Annotated in this window: 20 protein-coding genes and 2 tRNA genes; 5 read left to right on the top strand and 17 right to left on the bottom strand. The window is 64.2% G+C overall.

Annotation, left to right across the window (positions count from 1 at the left end; genetic code table 11):
- Positions 1 to 13: 13 nt before the first annotated feature.
- The 12 genes from rpoB to E8L99_RS15735 all read right to left on the bottom strand — a co-directional run bounded on the left by rpoB (position 14) and on the right by E8L99_RS15735 (position 11237).
- A complete protein-coding gene (gene rpoB / locus E8L99_RS15790; RefSeq protein WP_137100445.1) occupies positions 14 to 4150 on the bottom strand; it encodes a DNA-directed RNA polymerase subunit beta in 4137 nt (1378 codons plus the stop codon).
- 279 nt (positions 4151 to 4429) lie between these two features.
- On the bottom strand, positions 4430 to 4804 hold the full coding sequence (gene rplL, locus E8L99_RS15785) for a 50S ribosomal protein L7/L12 (protein ID WP_137100444.1): 375 nt from the start codon (positions 4802 to 4804) through the stop codon (positions 4430 to 4432).
- A 51-nt stretch (positions 4805 to 4855) separates the two neighbouring features.
- Positions 4856 to 5374 carry a 50S ribosomal protein L10 gene (rplJ, locus tag E8L99_RS15780; protein ID WP_137100443.1) on the bottom strand — a complete coding sequence of 173 codons (519 nt, stop codon included), beginning with the start codon at positions 5372 to 5374 and terminating at the stop codon, positions 4856 to 4858.
- A gap of 633 nt (positions 5375 to 6007) precedes the next feature.
- On the bottom strand, positions 6008 to 6700 hold the full coding sequence (rplA, locus tag E8L99_RS15775) for a 50S ribosomal protein L1 (RefSeq protein ID WP_137100442.1): 693 nt from the start codon (positions 6698 to 6700) through the stop codon (positions 6008 to 6010).
- 4 nt (positions 6701 to 6704) lie between these two features.
- Positions 6705 to 7133, bottom strand: a complete 429-nt coding sequence (rplK, locus tag E8L99_RS15770) for a 50S ribosomal protein L11 (protein WP_137100441.1) — start codon at positions 7131 to 7133, stop codon at positions 6705 to 6707.
- 149 nt (positions 7134 to 7282) lie between these two features.
- On the bottom strand, positions 7283 to 7813 hold the full coding sequence (nusG, locus tag E8L99_RS15765) for a transcription termination/antitermination protein NusG (RefSeq protein WP_137100440.1): 531 nt from the start codon (positions 7811 to 7813) through the stop codon (positions 7283 to 7285).
- A gap of 13 nt (positions 7814 to 7826) precedes the next feature.
- Positions 7827 to 8024, bottom strand: a complete 198-nt coding sequence (gene secE / locus E8L99_RS15760; RefSeq protein ID WP_137100439.1) for a preprotein translocase subunit SecE — start codon at positions 8022 to 8024, stop codon at positions 7827 to 7829.
- 187 nt (positions 8025 to 8211) lie between these two features.
- A complete protein-coding gene (locus E8L99_RS15755; RefSeq protein ID WP_137100438.1) occupies positions 8212 to 8844 on the bottom strand; it encodes a LysE family translocator in 633 nt (210 codons plus the stop codon).
- 63 nt (positions 8845 to 8907) lie between these two features.
- Positions 8908 to 8983: transfer RNA gene (locus E8L99_RS15750), tRNA-Trp, on the bottom strand.
- 116 nt (positions 8984 to 9099) lie between these two features.
- Positions 9100 to 10290 carry an elongation factor Tu gene (gene tuf, locus E8L99_RS15745; protein WP_137100437.1) on the bottom strand — a complete coding sequence of 397 codons (1191 nt, stop codon included), beginning with the start codon at positions 10288 to 10290 and terminating at the stop codon, positions 9100 to 9102.
- 67 nt (positions 10291 to 10357) lie between these two features.
- Positions 10358 to 10930: a hypothetical protein gene (locus tag E8L99_RS15740; protein WP_137100436.1), complete on the bottom strand. Its 573-nt coding sequence runs from the start codon at positions 10928 to 10930 to the stop codon at positions 10358 to 10360.
- Between the two features lie 233 nt (positions 10931 to 11163).
- Positions 11164 to 11237 (bottom strand) — tRNA-Gly (locus E8L99_RS15735).
- 173 nt (positions 11238 to 11410) lie between these two features.
- Here E8L99_RS15735 and E8L99_RS15730 point away from each other — a divergent pair.
- Together E8L99_RS15730 and hmgA are read left to right on the top strand one after the other, a co-directional pair.
- On the top strand, positions 11411 to 12658 hold the full coding sequence (locus E8L99_RS15730) for an MFS transporter (RefSeq protein WP_168201697.1): 1248 nt from the start codon (positions 11411 to 11413) through the stop codon (positions 12656 to 12658).
- Positions 12659 to 12715: 57 nt separating this feature from the next.
- Complete coding sequence (gene hmgA / locus E8L99_RS15725) at positions 12716 to 14080, top strand: homogentisate 1,2-dioxygenase (protein ID WP_137100434.1); 1365 nt, start codon at positions 12716 to 12718, stop codon at positions 14078 to 14080.
- 43 nt (positions 14081 to 14123) lie between these two features.
- Here hmgA and E8L99_RS15720 read toward each other — a convergent pair whose 3' ends face one another.
- On the bottom strand, positions 14124 to 14804 hold the full coding sequence (locus tag E8L99_RS15720) for a DUF2848 domain-containing protein (protein WP_137100433.1): 681 nt from the start codon (positions 14802 to 14804) through the stop codon (positions 14124 to 14126).
- A 174-nt stretch (positions 14805 to 14978) separates the two neighbouring features.
- Here E8L99_RS15720 and E8L99_RS15715 point away from each other — a divergent pair, with 174 nt between their 5' ends.
- Positions 14979 to 15443: a cupin domain-containing protein gene (locus tag E8L99_RS15715; protein WP_137100432.1), complete on the top strand. Its 465-nt coding sequence runs from the start codon at positions 14979 to 14981 to the stop codon at positions 15441 to 15443.
- Positions 15444 to 15501: 58 nt separating this feature from the next.
- Here the strand turns inward: E8L99_RS15715 and E8L99_RS15710 are convergent, their stop codons facing one another.
- The 3 genes from E8L99_RS15710 to E8L99_RS15700 form a co-directional block, all read right to left on the bottom strand.
- Complete coding sequence (locus tag E8L99_RS15710) at positions 15502 to 16398, bottom strand: DMT family transporter (RefSeq protein ID WP_252511130.1); 897 nt, start codon at positions 16396 to 16398, stop codon at positions 15502 to 15504.
- 69 nt (positions 16399 to 16467) lie between these two features.
- Entirely contained in the window at positions 16468 to 17715 is a 1248-nt protein-coding gene (locus tag E8L99_RS15705) for a flavin-dependent oxidoreductase (RefSeq protein WP_137100431.1), read from the bottom strand.
- Between the two features lie 185 nt (positions 17716 to 17900).
- Positions 17901 to 18818, bottom strand: coding sequence for a LysR family transcriptional regulator (locus E8L99_RS15700; RefSeq protein WP_168201696.1), 918 nt, complete (start codon positions 18816 to 18818; stop codon positions 17901 to 17903).
- 139 nt (positions 18819 to 18957) lie between these two features.
- Between E8L99_RS15700 and E8L99_RS15695 the strand changes: the two genes are divergently transcribed.
- Positions 18958 to 19398 (top strand): DoxX family protein, encoded by a 441-nt coding sequence (locus E8L99_RS15695; RefSeq protein ID WP_137100430.1) that lies wholly within the window; start codon positions 18958 to 18960, stop codon positions 19396 to 19398.
- Positions 19399 to 19427: 29 nt separating this feature from the next.
- The gene (locus E8L99_RS15690) at positions 19428 to 20054 is read left to right on the top strand and encodes an FMN-dependent NADH-azoreductase (RefSeq protein WP_137100429.1); all 627 of its coding nucleotides are present in this window, start codon (positions 19428 to 19430) and stop codon (positions 20052 to 20054) included.
- Between the two features lie 10 nt (positions 20055 to 20064).
- On the opposite strand, the gene E8L99_RS15685 is transcribed toward E8L99_RS15690, so the two are convergent.
- Positions 20065 to 21111 (bottom strand): LacI family DNA-binding transcriptional regulator, encoded by a 1047-nt coding sequence (locus E8L99_RS15685; protein ID WP_137100428.1) that lies wholly within the window; start codon positions 21109 to 21111, stop codon positions 20065 to 20067.
- Positions 21112 to 21188 lie beyond the last annotated feature (77 nt).

The raw sequence follows: 21188 nt of genomic DNA, 5'->3' as shown, positions 1-21188 counted from the left end.
ACCTGTCGAACTGTTACTCGGCGGCCTGCTGACGGCCCAGATCGTCGTCCTCGGCGGAGCGGACCGGCTTGGTCGACATGAGCTCCACATTGAGCCCGAGCGAGCGCATTTCCTTGACGAGCACGTTGAAGCTCTCGGGGATGCCCGCCTCGAACGTGTCGTCGCCGCGCACGATCGCCTCGTAGACCTTGGTACGACCGGCCACGTCGTCCGACTTCACCGTCAGCATTTCCTGCAGGGTGTAGGCGGCGCCGTAGGCCTCCAGAGCCCAGACTTCCATTTCGCCGAAGCGCTGGCCACCGAACTGCGCCTTGCCGCCCAGCGGCTGCTGGGTGACGAGCGAGTAGGGACCGATGGAACGGGCGTGGATCTTGTCGTCCACAAGGTGGTGGAGCTTCAGCATGTAGATGTAGCCAACCGTCACCTGACGGTCGAACACATCGCCGGTCTTGCCGTCGAACAGCGTCACCTGCCCCGAATGCTTCAGGCCGGCCGTATCGAGCATCTTCTCGATGTCGGCTTCCTTCGCACCGTCGAAGACGGGGGTCGCGAAGTGGATACCGCGGCGCGAGTTGCGGGCGAGTTCGGCAAGGTTCGGCTCATCGAGAGCCGCGATCTGGGCGTCGTCGCCGTAGATCTTGTCGAAGGTCGCACGCAGAGGCTTCACGTCCTTGGAGCGCATGTAGGAGTCATAGGCCTCGCCCACCATCTTGCCGAGGCCAGCAGCGGCCCAGCCCAGATGGGTTTCGAGGATCTGACCGACGTTCATGCGGCTCGGCACGCCGAGCGGGTTCAGCACGATGTCGACCGAGGTGCCGTCCTCGAGGAACGGCATGTCCTCGAGAGCCACGATCCTGGACACGACACCCTTGTTGCCGTGACGGCCGGCCATCTTGTCGCCCGGCTGGATCTTGCGCTTCACCGCCACGAAGACCTTGACTTCCTTCATGACGCCGGGCGGCAGCTCGTCGCCGCGCTGCAGCTTCTCGACCTTGTCGAGGAAGCGCTGCTCGAGGCGACGCTTGGACTCGTCGTACTGCTTCCGCATGGCCTCGATCTCGGCCATGAGGGCGTCTTCGGCGACGGCGAACGCCCACCACTGCCCGCGGGGGAATTCCTGCAGGATGTCGCGGGTGAGAACCGTGTCCTTCTTGAAGCCCTTCGGACCGGAAATGCCGGTCTTGTGCTCCAGCATCTCGGCCAGACGGCCATAGACATTGCGGTCGAGGATCGCCTGCTCGTCGTCGCGGTCCTTGGCGAGGCGTTCGATTTCCTCGCGCTCGATCGCCATGGCACGCTCGTCCTTGTCGACGCCGTGGCGGTTGAACACGCGGACTTCGACGACCGTGCCGGTCACGCCCGGGGGCACGCGCAGCGAGGTGTCGCGAACGTCGGAGGCCTTTTCGCCGAAGATGGCGCGCAGAAGCTTTTCTTCCGGCGTCATCGGGCTTTCACCCTTCGGCGTGATCTTGCCGACGAGAATGTCGCCAGCTGCGACTTCCGCGCCGATATAGACGATGCCGGCTTCGTCGAGGTTCTTCAGAGCTTCTTCCGACACGTTCGGAATGTCGCGCGTGATTTCCTCCGGTCCGAGCTTGGTGTCACGGGCGGCCACCGCGAACTCCTCGATATGGATCGAGGTGAACACGTCCTCCTTGACGATCCGCTCGGAGAGCAGGATGGAGTCCTCGAAGTTGTAGCCATTCCACGGCATGAACGCGACGAGCACATTGCGGCCGAGCGCCAGATCGCCGAGATCGGTCGACGGGCCGTCGGCCAGGATCTCGCCCTTCTTGACGATGTCACCGACACGCACCAGCGGACGCTGGTTGATGCAGGTGTTCTGGTTGGAACGCTGGAACTTCATCAGGCGGTAGATGTCGACGCCCGAGCGGCTGGGATCGAGATCCTCGGTCGCGCGGATAACGATACGGGTGGCGTCCACCTGGTCGACGACGCCGGTGCGGCGGGCCGCAATCGCAGCGCCCGAGTCGCGGGCGACGATCGCTTCCATGCCGGTGCCGACGAACGGCGCATCGGCGCGCACCAGCGGCACGGCCTGACGCTGCATGTTCGAGCCCATGAGAGCGCGGTTGGCGTCATCGTTCTCGAGGAACGGGATGAGCGCTGCCGCGACCGACACGAGCTGCTTCGGCGACACGTCCATGAAGTCGACGCGATCAACCGGCAGCAACAGAACTTCACCGGCCTGGCGGCAGATGATGAGGTCTTCGATGAAGGTACCGGCCTTGTCGATGGGGGCGTTCGCCTGGGCGACCGCGTACTTCCCCTCCTCCATGGCGGAGAGATAGATCACCTCATCGGTAACCCGGCCGTCGCGCACCTTGCGATAGGGCGCCTCGATGAAGCCGTACTTGTTGACGCGGGCAAAGGTCGCCAGCGAGTTGATCAGACCGATATTCGGGCCTTCCGGCGTCTCGATCGGGCAGATACGGCCGTAATGCGTCGGATGCACGTCGCGCACCTCGAAGCCGGCGCGCTCACGCGACAGACCACCGGGTCCAAGGGCCGACAGGCGGCGCTTGTGGGTGATTTCCGACAGCGGATTGGTCTGGTCCATGAACTGCGAGAGCTGCGAGGAACCGAAGAACTCGCGCACGGCGGCAGCCGCCGGCTTGGCGTTGATCAGGTCCTGCGGCATGACGGTGTCGATCTCGACCGACGACATGCGCTCCTTGATGGCGCGCTCCATGCGGAGCAGGCCGACGCGGTACTGGTTCTCCATGAGCTCGCCGACCGAGCGCACGCGGCGATTGCCGAGATGGTCGATGTCGTCGATCTCGCCCTTGCCGTCGCGGAGTTCGACGAGGGTCTTCACGACCGCCAGGATGTCGTCCTTGCGCAGGATGCGCACGGTGTCCTCGGCGGTGAGGTCGAGACGCATGTTCATCTTGACGCGGCCGACGGCCGACAGGTCATAGCGCTCGCTGTCGAAGAACAGCGAGTGGAACATGGCTTCGGCCGTGTCGATGGTCGGCGGCTCGCCCGGACGCATCACGCGATAGATGTCGAACAGCGCGTCTTCACGCGTCATGTTCTTGTCGACCACCAGGGTGTTGCGGATATAGGCGCCGATCGAGACGTGATCGATGTCGAGCGTCGGGATGTCGTCGTAGCCGACATCGCCCAGCAGCTTCAGCATCTTCTCGGTGATCTCGTCGCCGGCTTCGGCATAGATCTCACCGGTCTTGAAGTTGACCATGTCCTCGGCGAGGTAGCGGCCAGCCAGTTCCTCGGTGGTGATGCGCAGAGCCTTCAGGCCCTTGTCGGCGAGCTTCTTGGCTTCGCGGACAGCGAGCTTGCGACCGGCCTCGAGCACGACCTCGCCGGTATCGGCGTCGATCATGTCGGTGGTCGACTTGAAGCCGCGCATACGGGCGGGATCATAGGGAAGGCGCCAGCCGTCCTTCTTGTCCTTCGACACCATGATGCGGTTGTAGAAGGTTGCGAGAATGTCCTCGTTGTCCATGCCGAGGGCATAGAGCAGGCTCGTCACCGGGATCTTCCGGCGGCGGTCGATACGCGCATAGACGATGTCCTTGGCGTCGAACTCGATGTCGAGCCAGGAACCGCGATAGGGAATGATGCGGGCGGCGAACAGGAGCTTGCCCGAGGAATGGGTCTTGCCCTTGTCGTGGTCGAAGAACACGCCCGGCGAACGGTGCATCTGCGAGACGATGACGCGCTCGGTGCCGTTGACGATGAAGGTGCCGTTCGACGTCATGAGCGGGATATCGCCCATGTAGACGTCCTGCTCCTTGATGTCCTTGACCGACTTGGCGCCGGTATCCACGTCCACATCGAACACGATGAGGCGCAGCGTCACCTTGAGCGGCGCGGCAAAGGTCATCGAGCGCTGACGGCACTCGTCAACGTCGTATTTCGGCGGTTCGAACTCATACTTCACGAATTCCAGCATGGCGCTGCCGGAGAAGTCGGTGATCGGGAAAACCGACTTGAAAACCGCTTGCAGCCCCTCGTCGGAGCGTCCGCCCTTGGGTTCCTCGACCATCAGGAACTGGTCGTAGGACGATTTCTGAACCTCAATGAGGTTCGGCATCGTCGCCACTTCCCTGATTTTACCGAAGAACTTGCGGAACCGCTTGCGGCCGGTGAAGGTCTGAGCCATGTCGCCTCTCGCTTGGACCGCCTGGCGTCGACGGCGGTCCGGTCTCGACGGCAGGAGGTCGGAGAAGACCCCTCACCGCAGACGCCTGACCGGACGGTCCAAATCGGGTCGTTTCCACGACCCTGGACCGTCCGGTCAAGCGTTTGACACCTGTTGCACTCCAGGAGGCTTGTCGCCTCCAATTCGAAAATTCCACCTCTCGGCGGGCCCCTCCGGATGGTCAAACCCAACCGGCGGGAAGGTGCGCGGGCGATCGCAAGACCGCCCGCACTCCCAATATTACTTCAGTTCGACCTTGGCGCCGGCGGCCTCGAGCTGCTTCTTCAGCTTCTCGGCCTCGTCCTTGGTCACGCCTTCCTTGACAGCCTTCGGAGCGGCCTCGACCAGGTCCTTGGCTTCCTTCAGGCCCAGACCGGTGATGGCGCGCACTTCCTTGATCACCTCGATCTTCTTGTCGCCAGCGGCGGCAAGCATCACGGTGAACTCGGTCTGCTCTTCGACGGCAGCAGCAGCAGCGCCGGCCGGAGCGGCGGCGACGGCGACGGCAGCAGCGGCGGAGACGCCCCACTTCTCTTCGAGGAGCTTTGCAAGCTCGGCGGCTTCCAGAACGGTGAGCGACGACAGCTCGTCGACGATTTTGGCAAGATCAGCCATGTAACTACTTCCTTGTGATCGGTTCGAACCGTTGAGTGTGAGAGATAAGCCTCACGCGGCTTCGTCTCGTTTGGCATAGGCGCCGAACACGCGCGCAAGCTTGGCAGCAGGCGCGGTCGAGAGCTGGGCGAGCTTGGTCGCGGGAGCCTGGATAAGGCCCACGAGCTTGGCGCGCAGTTCGTCGAGCGACGGCATGGTGGCGAGAGCCCTCACACCATCTGGGTTCAGTGCGGTCGTGCCCATCGCACCGCCAAGGATGACGAACTTCTCGTTCGCCTTGGCAAATTCGACAGCCACTTTCGGTGCCGCGACGGGATCATGGCTGATAGCCAGGATCGTGGGGCCCTTCAGCAGGGCTCCGATCGACGCGACGTCCGTGCCTTCGAGAGCGATCTTCGCGAGGCGGTTTTTTGTGACCTTCACGGACGCGCCCTGGGCCTTCATCTTGCGACGGAGGTCCTGCATCTGCGCGACGGTGAGGCCGGAATAGTGAGCGACGACAACGACGCTCGAGGTCGAGAAGACCTCGTTCAGCGTGCCGACAAGCTCCTTCTTTTCCGCGCGATCCACTTTTGCTCTCTCTAGATCGGGAACCCCATAGACGGAGTTCCCGGGTTGCACCTGCCGATCGCCCCTCAGGCCAGGCCGGCCTTTGGCGAACGATCGACGTTCGGCCCTGTCCCCTCAGGACACCGGTGGATGAAACCATCCATCGGCCGAGGTGCCGTGAGTTCGAACCAATCCTTCGGCACTTGCGCGCCGGTGAAACGGTCTTCACCCGTCTGTGCAGGCGTTGCACGATTAAGAGGGGACGCCCCCTCGCCTGCAGTCTCGGACAGGACTTACCAGTCGCCACCTCATCGGCCCTCGGGCCTTCAGAGACAGACTTGACTGGCCTTGCCGCCCGGGTCGCCCCGAACGGAAGCTCTTGATACTCGTATCGGACTCTTGATCGAGGTCCCGGATCACTCCGCCGCAAGATCCTCGCTTCGTCCTCGGCCAAAAGGTCGAGGGCTCTGTCACCCAAACGCAATGAGGGCGTGGTCACCCACACCCAAGTCAAGGTCGTCTAGCAAAGCCTGTTCCACTTGCCAAGTGGGTAGCCCCACATTTTTCCGCAAGGCCGAACTGCGTCGATTGTCCAGGTGACCGGCAAAGCGATGGCGCCGGCGGGCCCGAAGGCCGTACCGGCGCCGATGCTTATCAGCCGTTGAGAACGCTCGACGGATCGACCTTCACGCCCGGACCCATGGTCGAGGAGATGGCGATACGCTGGACATAGGTGCCCTTAGCGCCAGCAGGCTTGGCCTTCTGGACCGCGTCGGCGAATGCCTTGATGTTCTCGACCAGCTTGGTGAGATCAAAAGACGCCTTGCCGACGGCCGAGTGGATGATGCCGGCCTTCTCGACGCGGAACTCGACGGCGCCGCCCTTGGAGGCAGCAACAGCCGACTTCACGTCCATGGTGACGGTACCAACCTTCGGGTTCGGCATCAGGCCGCGCGGGCCCAGAACCTTACCGAGGCGGCCAACGAGGCCCATCATGTCCGGGGTGGCGATGCAGCGATCGAAATCGATCTTGCCGCCCTGGACGATCTCCACCAGGTCTTCCGCGCCGACGACGTCAGCACCGGCGGCCTTGGCTTCGTCAGCCTTGGCGCCGCGGGCAAACACCGCAACGCGCAGGACGCGGCCGGAGCCGTTCGGCAGATTGCAGACGCCGCGGACCATCTGGTCGGCGTGACGCGGATCGACGCCGAGGTTCATGGCGATCTCGACGGTCTCGTCGAATTTCGCCGTGGCGCGCTCCTTCACGAGCTTCACCGCTTCGTCGATGGCATAGGTCTTGGTGACTTCGATGCCGTCGAGGGTCTTCCTGAAACGCTTGCCGCTCATGATCTCACCCCACGACCTCGAGGCCCATGGAACGGGCCGAGCCTTCGATCATCGACGAGGCCGATTCGACCGTGTCGCAGTTCATGTCGACCATCTTCGTCTTGGCGATCTCGGCGATCTGGGCGCGCGTGATCTTGCCGACGAAGCCACGACCGGTGGTCGTGTGGCCCTTGTCGATCTTGGCGGCCTTCTTCAGCCAGTAGGACACCGGCGGCTGCTTCATCTCGAAGGTGAAGGAGCGGTCCTGATAGGCCGTGATGACAACGGGGATCGGCATCCCCTTTTCCATCTGCTGGGTCTTCGCGTTGAAGGCCTTGCAGAATTCCATGATGTTCAGACCGCGCTGGCCGAGCGCCGGGCCGATGGGCGGCGACGGGTTGGCAGCGCCAGCCGGCACCTGCAGCTTAATGAAGCCGACGACTTTCTTCGCCATGGCTACCTCCTCTCAGGACCTGGTCACAGGCCCCTCGGTTGGGTTTCGTGGTCGGGTTCGGGGCGGATGGCGGACCGCCTCCCCTCGCCTCCCACGGGTGAACGGAACGGCGGACCGTTCCGGCTTCAGGCTCTCGCGAGCCCGATCGATCAGAGCTTGTCGACCTGACCGAATTCCAGTTCGACCGGCGTCGGCCGGCCGAAGATCGAGACGGCGACCTTGACGCGGGCGCGGCCCTCGTCGACCTCCTCGATGAAGCCCTCGAACGAGGCGAAGGGCCCGTCGTTGACCTTGACCTTCTCGCCGACCTCGAAGCTGATCGTCGCCTTGGGACGATCGACGCCTTCCTGGACCTGCTGGGCGATGCGCATCGCCTCGGCTTCCGGGATCGGCATGGGCTTCTTGTCGGAACCGAGGAAGCCGGTGACCTTCGGGGTGTTCTTGATCAGGTGGTAGGCCTGGTCGGTCATCTCCATCTTCACCAGCACATAGCCGGGGAAGAACTTGCGCTCGGTATCGACCTTGCGGCCGCGGCGCACTTCGATGACCCGCTCCTTGGGAACGAGAATGTCGTCGAACAGCTCAGCCAGACCGCGTTGAGCTGCGCCCTCGCGAATCGCCTCGGCGACCTTGTTCTCGAAATTCGAATAGGCGTGAACGACGTACCACTGCTTCGCCACGGCGTCCTCCCGATCAGCTGCCGAGCGACAGGAGCGTCTGGACGCCCCATCGAATGATGGAATCGGCGGCGAAGAAGAAGATCGCCGACACGACCATGAAGATCACGACCATGAGGGTCGTGATGCCGACCTCCTTGCGCGACGGCCAGGTGACCTTGTTGGCCTCCTGGCGGACCTGCTGCATGAACTCGAAAGGGTTCGTCTTGGCCATGAATTGAATCCGAACAAGGCCGGTCACCGCCCTTATCCATTTCGGACAGGGGCCGGCGAATCGGCCTCAAGGAGGAAGCTCGTCCCGTCGGATATCCGTTACCGGGCCGACTGGGAGTGGGGTCTGCTAACTGATCGGGACCGGCACGTCAAGAAAATGTGGTCGCGGGCGGGCATGGGCCGCAGCATCACCGGCTCTCGCTCCAGGCGAGCCGGAGCGCCAGGGCAGCAAACACGCCGCCCAGCAGATATTGCGGCAGGCGCGCAAAGCGGCCGCTGGTGGAAAACCGCCGCCGCAGGCTGCCTGCCGTCAGGATGACCGCGCCATTCACGACCAGGCCGATGAGATTGAGGACGGTGGCAAGAATCAGCGTCTGGCAGACGATTGAGCCGAATTCTGGCCTGATGAATTGTGGGAACAACGCCAGCACGAACAGCACCATCTTCGGATTGAGCAGATTGGTCACCAATCCCTGCCGGACGATGCGGCCAAGTGGCACGGCTGCGAGCCCTTCCGACGGCGCGAAGGTCGTCCCGTCTGCCCGAAAGCTCGTCCAGGCAAGAAGGAGCAGATAGGCGGCACCGGCCCAGCGCACCGCATCATAGGCCATGGGCACGGCGACGAAGAGCTCGGAGAGGCCGAAGGCAGCGGCAAGCGCATGGACGTAGGTGCCGGCCTGAATGCCTGCCAGCGTTGCAAAGCCCGCCTTGGGCCCCTGGCCGATGCTGCGCGAGGCGATCAGCAGCATGTCCGGGCCGGGGGTCATCGTCAGCGCGAGACAGGCCAGTGCGAACAGGGCGAGCGTCGAGAGATCCGGCATGTCAGGCACTCCCGTCGGAAAATGAAAAGCCCCGGCGATGTGATCGCCGAGGCTTTTCGAATTTGGCAGGGGCTGGGGGATTCGAACCCACGACCTGCGGTTTTGGAGACCGCCGCTCTACCAGCTGAGCTAAACCCCTAGAGGCGCCGCTTCCTATAGTCCGGAGCGGCGCCGTGATCAATCACTCGATGATGGAAGCGACGACGCCGGCGCCAGCATCAGGAATGCGGTTTGCGCATTCCGTAGCAGCGTCGATCACTCGATGATCGACGCCACCACTCCAGCTCCAACCGTGCGGCCACCTTCACGGATGGCGAAGCGCAGCTTCTCCTCCATGGCGATCGGCACGATCAGGTTCACCGTCATGGCGATGTTGTCGCCAGGCATCACCATCTCCGTGCCTTCCGGCAGGTGGACGATGCCCGTCACGTCCGTCGTGCGGAAGTAGAACTGCGGACGATAGTTGGTGAAGAACGGCGTGTGACGGCCACCCTCTTCCTTCGTCAGGATATAGGCCTCGGCCTTGAACTTCGTGTGCGGCTTCACCGAACCCGGCTTGCACAGAACCTGACCGCGCTCGACGTCCTCGCGCTTGGTGCCGCGCAGCAGAGCGCCGATGTTGTCGCCGGCCTGGCCCTGGTCGAGCAGCTTGCGGAACATCTCGACGCCCGTGACGATCGTCTTCTGGGTGTCGCGGATGCCGACGATCTCGATTTCCTCGCCGACCTTGACGATGCCGCGCTCGACGCGACCCGTCACAACCGTGCCACGACCCGAGATCGAGAACACGTCCTCGACCGGCATCAGGAACGGCATGTCAACCGGGCGCTCCGGCTGCGGGATATAGGCGTCGACGGTGGCCATCAGCGCCAGAACCGCGTCATGGCCGATCTCCGGCGTCACGCCGTCAAGAGCAGCCTTGGCCGAGCCCTTGGTGATCGGAATGTCGTCGCCGGGGAAGTCGTACTTGGTCAGAAGCTCGCGGACTTCCATCTCGACGAGCTCGAGGAGCTCGGCGTCGTCGACGAGGTCGACCTTGTTCATGAACACGACCAGCGCCGGAACGCCGACCTGACGGGCGAGCAGGATGTGCTCGCGGGTCTGCGGCATCGGGCCGTCGGCAGCCGACACGACCAGGATCGCGCCGTCCATCTGGGCAGCACCGGTGATCATGTTCTTCACATAGTCGGCGTGGCCCGGGCAGTCGACGTGGGCATAGTGACGGTTCGCCGTCTCGTACTCGACGTGCGCCGTCGAGATCGTGATGCCACGTGCCTTCTCTTCCGGCGCCTTGTCGATCTGGTCATAGGCCGTGAACGACGCGCCGCCCGACTCCGCCAGAACCTTCGTGATCGCCGCAGTCAGCGACGTCTTGCCATGGTCAACGTGACCAATCGTGCCGATGTTGCAATGCGGCTTGTTGCGTTCGAACTTTGCTTTGGCCATCGATCGTGGTCCTTAGGCTTCCAAATACGGGCGGTCCCGCGACGGACGGTCGGTTACGAGTTTTCGCTCAGTTCTGCAAGAGCCAGTTGCGATAGCCTTGCGCCAATTCCGCCGCAAGCCTTTCGACAGGCCCACCAACAAGTGCGGGGACAAGGAATGTCCCGACCAGACCTCCGCCACCGTCGATCACGACGCGCATGTCCGGATAGGTGACCAGAGCCTGTCCTGTCACCGCATCGCGCAGCACGACCGTTGCCTGCAGCAGATGGTGCTGCGACACAAGGATGCGCATTGCCTCGTTCGGCAGGGTCAGGGTCGTGACAGTCACATGGATTCGCGCAGGCTTCTGGCCCAGCAGCGCGTGCCCCACCCTCTTTTCCATCTCGTCCCGCACAATCTCCACGGTCCGGCGCTGGTAATATTCCTGTGCCTCTGGAGAGTTGACGACCGTGAAATAGTCCGGCCCCGCGCGTGAGGTCGAGGTCACCTGAGCCTCGGGCAAAGTGCTGGCTGGAGGAGTTTGGGCGCCGCGAGACTGCGCATACGCCATCTCGAAACTGGTCGTCCTGCCGTTTACGCCTGGAGCCAGAACAACATCCACGCCCGCAACGCGATAGGTGTTCAGTTCTGCAACTGACATTTGGCGTCCGGGCGCATTACAACCGGCAAGCGCCACCGCGCACAGAATTACTCCAACAACGCGACGCAACATTGCTACACCTTTCCATCCGATCGACATCGAATAGCACGGCGATCAAAGAGTACAAGGATGGCGGCGAAACTTATACACGGCTGCCAGGATAGACTGCGTTGCCGTCACGCCCGATCGGGCGGAGCCGCGACAACCGCTCGGCGGATGCCTGACGGACGGGGTGGAGCGGGTAGCGGGAATCGAACCCGCGTATTCAGCTTGGAAGGCTGCTGCTCTACCATTGAGCTATACCCGCATCTCCGGCGGGCGAGTGACCACATTCTGTGCCGCGGATCAAGAGGCTTGGACGATCCATGCCAGGCCAAGGGACTGGCCTGTCGCGGTCGCCTGACACGCGACCCGCACGCGATGGTCAGACCTGCGGCGCCAATGGTTGTGGCCTCGGATCGGTTTCGGCAGGGTTCTGCCATGCCCATCGAAACGGTTCAGCGCGTCGCCCGGCCGACATTCAGATATGTCACGCCCGCGCTGTCGATTGGCCAGATCATCGGCTGGGGCACGACCTATTATCTGCCGACGACCCTGTCTCTGTTCCTGACTCGCGACCTCGGCCTCGGGCGGGAAATGGTGTTCGGCGGCGTCACCATCATGCTGCTGGTCAGTGGCGCCATCGGCCCTCACGCCGGCCGCTTCCTAGACCGGTCGGGCGCACGCCTGCCGATGTGCCTTGGCTCCGTGCTCATGGCGGTCGCGCTGGTCATCCTGTCGCGCGCAGAGGGGTTGATGGGCTATGTGGCCGCGTGGGTCTTCATCGGCCTGGGGGCCCCGCTGGCACTGACCCAGGGCGCCGCCGCAGCCATTGCCCAGACCTCCGGCGATGGCGCCAGGCGCTCAATGGGCATGCTCTTTCTGGTCGGCGGCCTGGCATCCGCGGTGTTCTGGCCGCTGACGGCCTGGCTTTCCGACACGTTCGGCTGGCGCGAGACCCTGGTCATCTTCGCGGCGCTTCACGTGTTCGTCTGCCTGCCGCTCCACGCCTTGGCACTCGGGCGCCGGGAACAGGAACAAGTGGTGCGGACTGGTGAGCTGCCGGTCGTGATGGAACCGCTGGCGCTCACTCCGGAGGAGCGCCGTTCCGCCTTCATCCTGATGGCGGCTGCCTTTTCCTTCATCGGCTTCGTCACCTGGGGCATTCCGCTGCTGATCATCGACGTGCTCAAGGGCTTCGGCCTGCCGGCGAGCTTCGCGATTGCGGCGGGCGCCGCGATGGGACCGGCGCAGATCCTGTCGCGCATGGCCGAGATGATGTTCGGCCAGCGCCTCGGTCTCCTCATGGTCGGCGTCATAGCGACCGCGATCATGCCGCTCGCCATGACGCTGCCGCTTGTCGTCGAGACCGGTCCCATGATCGCGATCGGCTTCGTGGTGGGCTACGGCATGTCGGCCGGTGCCATGACCATCGTTCGCAATGCCGCGCCCCTCATGCTGTTCGGGCGCGCCACCTACGCGACCATGAATGGCTGGCTGCTGCTGCCGCAGAACCTGGCCTTCGCGGCCGCGCCCATCGTGTTCGCCGCAGCCCTTACCCATGGCGGCCCGACGGCGCCGATCCTTCTGGCCCTGGTGTCGTCGCTTGCCGCCCTGGCAGCCATGGTGCTGCTCGAACGGCGATTCGGCGCAAAGGCGGAGAAGGCCCGAGCCGCGGCGGCGCATTGACGATAGTTTCATCTGAGACTAGTTTGGCGCCGACATCGCCAGACGAGGATGCCCCCGATGACCCTGCAATATGTGACCGGCTTCGTTCCCACCGACGACCGCGGCGGCGGTACGCTTCAGTACATGTCCGGCTTCGGCAATTCGTTCGAGACAGAGGCGCTCGCCGGCGCCCTGCCGATCGGACGCAACTCGCCGCAGAAGTGCAATTACGGGCTCTATGCCGAGCAGCTCTCGGGGTCTCCGTTTACCGCGCCGCAGGCGACCAACCAGCGCTCCTGGCTCTATCGCATCCGCCCGTCGGTCAAGCATTCGGGCCGCTATGTGAAGGTCGATCGCGGCCTGATCCGCACCGCGCCCGAGGCGCGCAACGAGAGCGAATTGCCGATCGGCCAATTGCGTTGGGATCCGACACCCATCCCCTCCGAGCCGGTCACTTTCGTCACGGGCTTGCAGACCATCACGACGGCTGGCGATGCCGACACGCAGGTGGGCATGGCTGCCCATATGCTGGTGATCAACCGCTCGATGACATCCGAGTATTTCTTCAATGCCGATGGCGAGTTCCTGATCGTCGCGCAGGAGAACAATCTTCGCTTCTGCACCGAGTTCGGCCGGATCGAGATCGAGCCGGGGGAGATCTGCATCATCCCGCGCGGCGTCGTGTTCAAGGTCGAACTGGTGAACGGCCCTGCCCGCGCCTATGTCTGCGAGAATTACGGTGGCGCCTTCACCGTGCCGGATCGCGGACCGATCGGGGCCAATTGCCTGGCCAATTCACGCGACTTCCTGGCCCCCGTCGCGGCCTATGAGGATCGCGAGGAGCCATCGACGCTCTTCGTCAAATGGGGTGGAGAACTCTACGCCACGGCCATCGGACAATCGCCGCTCGACGTCGTCGCCTGGCACGGCAATTACTATCCCTACAAATATGATCTCAGGCACTTCTCGCCGGTCGGGCCGATCCTGTTCGACCATGCCGATCCATCGATCTTCACGGTGATGACCGCGCCGTCGGAGACGCCGGGCACTGCCAATGTCGACTTCGTCATCTTCCCGGAGCGCTGGATGGTCGGCGAGAACACGTTCCGTCCGCCCTGGTACCACCGCAACATCATGAGCGAGTTCATGGGGCTGATCTACGGCGTCTATGACGCCAAGCCCGAGGGTTTCGTGCCTGGCGGCATGAGCCTGCACAATTGCATGCAGTCTCATGGACCGGACATGACGGCCTTCGAACATGCCAGCAATGGCGAGCAAAAGCCGGTGAAGCTGACCGGCACCATGGCCTTCATGTTCGAGACGCGCTTTCCCCAGCGGCTGACCCGCCATGCCAGCGAGTTGCCGACCATGCAGCCGAACTACATCGACTGCTGGGCCGACCTGAAGAAGCACTTCGACCCGACCCGCAAGGCACCGAAATGATGGGGCAGGAGTGCCGGGGCGCCCTGCCCCGGCACTCCTGCCATCAGCTGATCACGGGGAGGTCGGCGATGTCATAGGCATGGCTGATCGACCGGTGCAGGACAGGGTCGATCAATTCCATCTCGAAGCGGGCGGCCGGCCTGATGCCGCCGATCGCACCAAGGGTTCCGCCGAACATGACGGTTGCCGGCGCCAGCGTCTCCTTGCCAGTCCAGCGCTGGATCAGGTCGCCAGGCTGGCGGAGAGCGGCAAGCTTGCCCTCCTGATAGACGACGCGCTCGCCACCGATGACGGCATGGGCGCGCAGGAACAGCTCGTCCCAATGGGCGGCGACCTCGTCGAGGCGCCAGAGCACATTGGCCAGCGGCTTGACGCAGAGCTGCTTCGACAGCGCGATGCCCACCGTCTCGGCCTTGCGGTCGGTGTGGTCGGACCCGACCGTCACCCAGAGCCCATCGGCGAGCGACACGATCACCGGTTCGATCTCGCCGGAGGAATCCGGCCCCAACACCTCAACCTTCGGTGCCTGTGTCAGCAATTGCGCGGCGCCACGATAGAAAACCGGCACGGAGGACGGCGGCGGCACGCCGATGGCGGCGAGTTCCTCGATATGATGCTGGATGGCCGCCTCGTCACGGCCGGCCCAGCCCGCGATCACCAGCGTTTCAGGCGTGAAGGAAATGTGGTCGGCGCGGTGGCCGGCATGGCGGGTGAAGCTCAGCATGAAAGGCATCCTGTCGGGCGATGGACCAGACATAGCCGAGGTCGCGGCACGCCGCCACGCCAAAGCCGCCTGGAGGCCCCTGCGCGCCGGCGGTAATCATGTCGTCATTCGTCGATTGCGATCGCACCGCGCTTGCGCTTGGATGCGGCCGACCGCGTAAAGGGGGAGTTTACCATGCAGCCGATGACGGCAGGCATCACCAAGGCCGGGACCGGCCTCGACGGGATCGTCTGGAACATTCTGGGCCAGATCTATGTGCCCAAGCAGGTGAGCGAAAGCTCGATGTCGTGGCACGCGACATTTCCGCCCGGCACCTTCGTGCCGCCGCACATCCATCCGACGCAGGACGAGTTCATCTACATGCTCGAAGGCCGGTTCGATCTGGTGCTGGAAGGGCGCGAGTTCGTCGCGACCGCCGGCGACCTGATCCGCCTGCCGATGGGCCTGTCCCATGGCATTTTCAACAAGACCGACCAGCCGGTGAAGTGCTTCTTCTGGGTCTCGCCGACGCGCAAGCTCTACGATCTGTTCTGGGGCATCCACTCGCTGCCCGACCAGAACCCGGATGCCGTCGTGGCGCTCGCCGCCAAGCACGAAGTGGTGTTCCTGCCGCCGCCCCCGGTGCGTGAGGCGACTTGATCGTCATTGAGACTGAGCAGCGCGGCGTCGGTAACGGCGCCGCGCTTTTCGTTGATCGCTACCGTCGCGCCTGCGACCAGGTGACCAGCGCGACGCCGGCCACGACCACCAGCGCACCGAGCCAGGTCGCTAGCGGATAGCGCTCGCCCAGCACCAGCGTTCCGGCGATGAGTCCGACCGCCGCCGCGACATAGCCGATCTGGCTGAGATAGACGGCCCCGCCGACCTGCTGCAGGCGGAAGAACATGGCCAGCATGATCGCGGTCGCGACGATCTGCGTCACGATCAGCGCAGGCACGAAGGCGACGACCCGCAAACCGTCCCATCCCTCGCCGCCCGCAAAGACCGCGACCAGCAGCATGCCGGCGGCGGCTATGTTGGTCGCGGCCGCCAACGCCGCTGGATCGGACCCTTCGGGCCAGAACATGCCGCGATAGACGTTGCCAGACGCAAGGAAGACCGGAATCAGCAGGGCCAGCAGAACCCACGCGATCTCCGCAGATTGCCCACCACCGCCCTCTCCCCGGAAAATGATGATCAGCAGCGTGCCGGCAAGGCCAAGCCCAAGGCCGGCGGCCCCCCAGGCGTCCGGCAGCCGCCGGTGTGCGAGGCTCGACAGGGACAGCGTGGTCATGGGTGACAGCGCATACATCACGCCGGTCAGGCCGGCGCCGATCCGCGGGATCGAGATGAAGACGAGCAGATTGGGAATGACGAACGAGATGAGCGCGGCCACGCCGTAATAGACGAGATGCTGCCGTGTCAGTGTCGGTGCCTTACCGGCGAGGAGCGCACGAGCCAACAGGAACAGGCTCGCCCCGAACGTCATGACGAACACCCAGGATGCCGGCTGGACGCCGGCCTTCGCCGCCATCTTCTGCAACGGCAGAGTCATTCCCAGGACGATGCCACAGCCCGCGAGCAGCAAAGCCGCTTCACGCATGCGAGAGGTCATGGTCCTGGGCCTCCCGGCCTGAAGTCATGCGAATGTCGGCAGACGAGCCACGTGTCTGGGCAATTCGGCTCAGGCTGCCTTCGACCGGTTGACCTTGTCCTGCGTGAAGCCCGCCGTCGAGGCATAACCCCGCACGATCGCCTTCCGGTCCTCGAACGACAGCACGGTGTCGATGTCGGTGAAACCGTCGGGCGCGCGTTCCTCCACGGCATCGATGACGCCTTCCGGCCCGCCCTTGCGGTTCATGCGGACAATCTGGGCAGTGGCCGGCAGGCGCTCCTGGTCATAGGCCCACAGCGCCTGGACCGGATGCTCGGCCGAAACCAGCAGATCGGCGAGGCAACGCGCATCGAGGATCGCCTGGCTCGCGCCGTTGGAACCGACCGGGTACATCGGATGGGCGGCGTCGCCGAGCAGGGTCACGCGGCCATGGCTCCAGCGCGGCAGGGCATCGCGGTCGCACATCGGATATTCCCAGAACTCGGGCGTCGCCTCGATCATCCGCTGGGCGTCGAGGTGGGGAATGGAGAGCCGCTTCAGATAGGGCATCATGTCCTCGAACCGGCCGGGACGCGACCAGTCCTCGCGGCGCGGCGGCGTGCCGCCCTCACTGATGCGCGCCAGAACCGCCCAGTTCGTGAGCTTGCGGCCGGGAGCGAGACCCTCGGCGATCGGATAGACGACGAGCTTGGCCGCCATGCCGCCGGCAATCACCATCGAACGGCCGGTCAGGAAATCCGGCCAGTCGACCGCACCGCGCCAGAGCATGAAGCCGTTCCAGACCGGCGGGCCCTCGTTGGGGAAGAGCGAACGGCGCACGGTGGAATGGATGCCATCGGCGCCGATCAGCACATCGCCCCGCGCGGTGCGCACATGCCGCCCCTCGCGGTCAAAGAACCAGGCGGTGACGCCGCTTTCGTCCTGCGTCCACGACCCAAGCCGGGAGCCGGTGAAAATGCGGCTTTCACCGAGCCGCGCGCGCACGGCCTGGTAGATCACGGTCTGCAGCCGGCCGCGATGGATCGAGAATTGCGGTACTTCGAAGCCCGCTTCGATACCGCGAGGCTCGCGCCAGATCTCCTGGCCGAACCGGTTGGAATAGATCAGTTCGTGGGTGCGGATCGCGACGTCATCCAGCCGCGGCAGGAGGCCGAGCAGGCTGAGTTCCTTGATCGCGTGCGGCAGCGTGTTGATGCCGACGCCGAGCTCGCGCACCTCGCTCGCCTGTTCGTGGATCTCGCAGTCGATGCCGCGCTCCTTCAGCATGAGCGCAGTGGTGAGACCGCCGACGCCGCCGCCGACAATGATGGCCTTCATGGTGAACTCCCAACGCGAAGGCGACAAAAGACGCGCCACTATCGGCGGATGCCGCGCCTGAGGCAAGCCATCCATGTCCCTCGAATGACAGGAAAATCCCTGCTCCGGCAAAGGTTCTGGCGGCACGGTTAAGGCCGGGCGGAATGCGATAAGGCATCCGTCTGCCGTGCCGACACCCGCGTGCCTCAGGTCAGCGGCGCCATTGCCAGGTTGCCCTCGATCGACGTGCGCTTCTTGGCGATTTCAGCCCCCACATGATCCATGAAGGCCCGCACCCTGGCGGTATTGCGCAGATCCGGATGGGTCAGCAGCCAGATATGGCTGGAAAAGTCCCCCATGATGCCTGAGAGCGGCACGAGGTTCGGGAAGGTCTGGGCGATGAAGCAGGGCAACAGACCCACTCCTGCCCCTTCCGCCACCGCCTCCGACAAGCCAAGCACCGTATTGATCTTCCAGCCGATGCGGTCCTCGCCGACATTCTGCGCCATCCACCGGCCGGGCTTGAGGCCCGACAGATTGTCACCCAGGCCGATCCAGGAATGGGAGCGGTAGTCGACCGGATCAAGCTCGGTGAGCCCGAGGCTTTTGGCGCCATAGATCGCCCAGTGGATGGCTGCGAGCTTGCGCCCGACCAGCGTCTCCGGTGGATCGCCGGTGGCGCGGATCGCCACGTCGGCATCGCGCTTGGAGAGGTTCAGCGCCTGGTTGCCGACGACCACATCCAGCGTGATGCCGGGATAGAGCTTGCGGAACGACGCAAAGATCGGGGTCAGAAGGTGGACCACCAGCGTGTCGTTGGTCGCCACCCGCAATTCGCCCTGGGGCCTGAGGTCATGGCCGGTCAGGCGCCGCTCGAAGTCGACGATCTCGTCGGCCATCTTCTCGGCGAGCTTGACCATCTCCTCGCCGGCCGTGGTCAGCGAATAGCCGGTGCGGCTGCGCTCGAAGAGCCGCGCACCGAGGCGTTCCTCCATCGCACCGAGCCGACGGAAAACGGTCGACTGGTTGACGCCGAGCATCTCGGCCGCACCGCCAAGCGACCGGGCGAGCGAGACCGCCAGCACGGTTCGATAGTCGTCCCAGGAAACCAGCGGCGGTGTCATCACAGGCACTCCGTCTCAATGTGCACAGATGCAAGCAAATCATTGCAGAGAAGTCAATTTACTTGCGGGGACTAGCGACCCATCTTCCCTGCCAGACGGCAACCCGCCGCCTCGACCTTGAATCGTTGGAACCCCCACCATGACCGATACCCAGACCGGCCCTTACGGCCTCCTTGTCCTCCGGCTTGCTCTTGGCGCCATGTGGGTTTCCCACGGCCTGATGAAGCTCATGCTGTTCACCATCCCGGGCTTTGCCGGCTTCCTCGGCTCGCAGGGCATGCCGTCATTCCTCGCCGCTCCGATCATCTTCGCCGAGATCATCGGCGGCCTTCTGATCATCGCGGGCTTCTATGGCCGGCAGGTGTCAGTCGTGCTGCTGCCGATCATGATCGGTGCCCTGATGGTCCACGTGCCCAATGGCTGGGTGTTCAGCGCGCCCAAGGGCGGCTGGGAATATCCCGCCTTCCTGATCGTCGCGTCGGTCGCCCATGCGCTCGCCGGTGACGGCGCGCTCGCCCTGCGCTCGGGTCCCCTCGCCTTCTGGCAGTCGTCGCCGCGCTCCGCGCTGCGCGCCGCCTGACCGTCCCTCTCAAGGAAAGCACCACGACAATGGCCAAGATTCTTTACATCGAAGCGAGCCCGCGCAAGGGCCGCTCCTATTCCACCCAGGCCGCGACCGCCTTCCTCGACGCCTACAAGGCAGCCCATCCCGGCGACACGGTCGAGGTCCTCGACCTGTGGGCCGCCAACCTGCCGGCCTTCAACGGCGCGACCCTCGACGCGAAATATGCCGTCATGGGCGGCAAGGACTTCACCGCCGAACAGGCCCAGGCCTGGGGCAAGGTTGTCGCCGCCGCCGAGCACTTCAAGGCTGCCGACAAGATCGTCGTCTCCGTCCCGATGTGGAACTTCGGCGTTCCTTATGTGCTGAAGCACTATATCGACGTCATCGCCCAGCCGGGCCAGACCTTCGGCTGGTCGCCGGACCAGGGCTATTTCGGCCTGGTCAAGGGCAAGCCGGCCCTGGTGGTCACCGCCTCCATGGGCGCCTATGGCCCGGGCACCGGCGCGGAAGCGATCGACTTCCAGAAGCCCTATGTCGAGTGGATGCTGAAGTTCTTCGGGTTCGAGACGATCCACTCGATCCAGGTGATCAACACCGCCATGCCGGATTCGGCGGAAGCCTCGCTCACCGAAGCCAAAGCCAAGGCCGTCGAGCTCGCCAAGACCTTCTGATCGACCACTTCTAGACTGACGACCCGACGCTGGCCGTGCTCCCCCGCACGACCAGCGTCGGCGCGATCACGATCCGCTCGACCGGCAGGTGCGGATTGACCATGCGGGCCAGAACCCGCTCGCAGGCCCGGCGTCCGATATCTGCCTGATGATTGTCCACGGTCGTGAGCCCTGGCGCCCAGAGCGCGGCCTCGCCGACATCGTCCGACCCCACCACCGAAAAACCTCGGCCGGGTTCCACACCACGATGGCGCAAGCCCAGCATCACACCAAACGCGGTGAGATCGTTGATGCAGGTCGCAGCCGTCGGCGGATCATCGAGGTCCAGCAGATGCTGGATGATCTCGAAGCCCGCATGCCGCGTGGGGGGCCCCGCCACCACCAGGCGGGGGTCGGGCGTAAGCCCCTTCTCGCGCATCCACGCCCCGAACGCCTGGCGCCGGTTGAAGCCGGTGGACATCCCGTCCGTACCGCCAATGCAGGCAATGCGGCGATGTCCCAGCGCATAGAGGTGATCGAGCGCGATACGCGCCGCCATCGCGTCATTCGAGCCGACGAAATCCAGCCCGACATCCGCAATCTCGCGGGTCACCTGGATGATCGGGATGCCGCTGGCGGCAACATTTGCGAGGCCCGGCGCGAGCGCTCCATTGGCTGGACAGAGGATCATCCCGTCCGGCCGATATTCCTTCAACGTGTTTAGCACACGGTCCTGCTTGGCGGGATCGTCCGAGTAGGTCCCCAGCAAGACGGTATGGCCGGAACCGGCCAGCGTCTCCTCGATCGCCGCCAGCAACTCGCCGAAATAGGGATTGACGATGTCGTTGACGCCGACCGCGATCATGTTGGTACGGGCGGTACGCAGGCTGGCGGCCGAGCGGTTGTAGACATAGCCGAGTTCGCGGGCGACCGATTGCACCCTGTCCCGCGTGGCATCCGCCACAAGTGGACTGGAACGCAGCGCTAGAGACACCGTGGCGGTCGAAACGCCGAGTTCGTGAGCGATGCGCTGCAGCGTCACCCGCTGACCCGCTTGATCCGACATGCGCGGCGACATGGATAAGCTCCCGGCCAAGGCTGCAGCTTAAAGTTTGAATTCAAAAGTTGAAAGCCAATTCAATCGTTTCACCTCTC

Origin of the sequence: Phreatobacter aquaticus (genome assembly GCF_005160265.1) — a bacterium.
In the GTDB taxonomy this organism is placed as follows: domain Bacteria; phylum Pseudomonadota; class Alphaproteobacteria; order Rhizobiales; family Phreatobacteraceae; genus Phreatobacter; species Phreatobacter aquaticus.
This window is presented reverse-complemented; position numbering and strand designations above follow the sequence as displayed.

What these genes read in the sequence shown, in the direction of transcription:
- rplL (WP_137100444.1), bottom strand. Translation starts at nt 4,804, where the DNA reads ATGGCTGATCTTGCCAAAATCGTCGACGAGCTGTCGTCGCTCACCGTT.
- E8L99_RS15685 (WP_137100428.1), bottom strand. Translation starts at nt 21,111, where the DNA reads ATGTCGCCGCGCATGTCGGATCAAGCGGGTCAGCGGGTGACGCTGCAG.
- E8L99_RS15695 (WP_137100430.1), top strand. Translation starts at nt 18,958, where the DNA reads ATGACCGATACCCAGACCGGCCCTTACGGCCTCCTTGTCCTCCGGCTT.
- hmgA (WP_137100434.1), top strand. Translation starts at nt 12,716, where the DNA reads ATGACCCTGCAATATGTGACCGGCTTCGTTCCCACCGACGACCGCGGC.
- E8L99_RS15690 (WP_137100429.1), top strand. Translation starts at nt 19,428, where the DNA reads ATGGCCAAGATTCTTTACATCGAAGCGAGCCCGCGCAAGGGCCGCTCC.
- E8L99_RS15715 (WP_137100432.1), top strand. Translation starts at nt 14,979, where the DNA reads ATGCAGCCGATGACGGCAGGCATCACCAAGGCCGGGACCGGCCTCGAC.
- E8L99_RS15720 (WP_137100433.1), bottom strand. Translation starts at nt 14,804, where the DNA reads ATGCTGAGCTTCACCCGCCATGCCGGCCACCGCGCCGACCACATTTCC.
- tuf (WP_137100437.1), bottom strand. Translation starts at nt 10,290, where the DNA reads ATGGCCAAAGCAAAGTTCGAACGCAACAAGCCGCATTGCAACATCGGC.
- E8L99_RS15710 (WP_252511130.1), bottom strand. Translation starts at nt 16,398, where the DNA reads ATGACCTCTCGCATGCGTGAAGCGGCTTTGCTGCTCGCGGGCTGTGGC.
- rplA (WP_137100442.1), bottom strand. Translation starts at nt 6,700, where the DNA reads ATGAGCGGCAAGCGTTTCAGGAAGACCCTCGACGGCATCGAAGTCACC.
- secE (WP_137100439.1), bottom strand. Translation starts at nt 8,024, where the DNA reads ATGGCCAAGACGAACCCTTTCGAGTTCATGCAGCAGGTCCGCCAGGAG.
- E8L99_RS15740 (WP_137100436.1), bottom strand. Translation starts at nt 10,930, where the DNA reads ATGTCAGTTGCAGAACTGAACACCTATCGCGTTGCGGGCGTGGATGTT.
- rpoB (WP_137100445.1), bottom strand. Translation starts at nt 4,150, where the DNA reads ATGGCTCAGACCTTCACCGGCCGCAAGCGGTTCCGCAAGTTCTTCGGT.
- E8L99_RS15700 (WP_168201696.1), bottom strand. Translation starts at nt 18,818, where the DNA reads ATGACACCGCCGCTGGTTTCCTGGGACGACTATCGAACCGTGCTGGCG.
- E8L99_RS15755 (WP_137100438.1), bottom strand. Translation starts at nt 8,844, where the DNA reads ATGCCGGATCTCTCGACGCTCGCCCTGTTCGCACTGGCCTGTCTCGCG.
- rplK (WP_137100441.1), bottom strand. Translation starts at nt 7,133, where the DNA reads ATGGCGAAGAAAGTCGTCGGCTTCATTAAGCTGCAGGTGCCGGCTGGC.
- E8L99_RS15705 (WP_137100431.1), bottom strand. Translation starts at nt 17,715, where the DNA reads ATGAAGGCCATCATTGTCGGCGGCGGCGTCGGCGGTCTCACCACTGCG.
- E8L99_RS15730 (WP_168201697.1), top strand. Translation starts at nt 11,411, where the DNA reads ATGCCCATCGAAACGGTTCAGCGCGTCGCCCGGCCGACATTCAGATAT.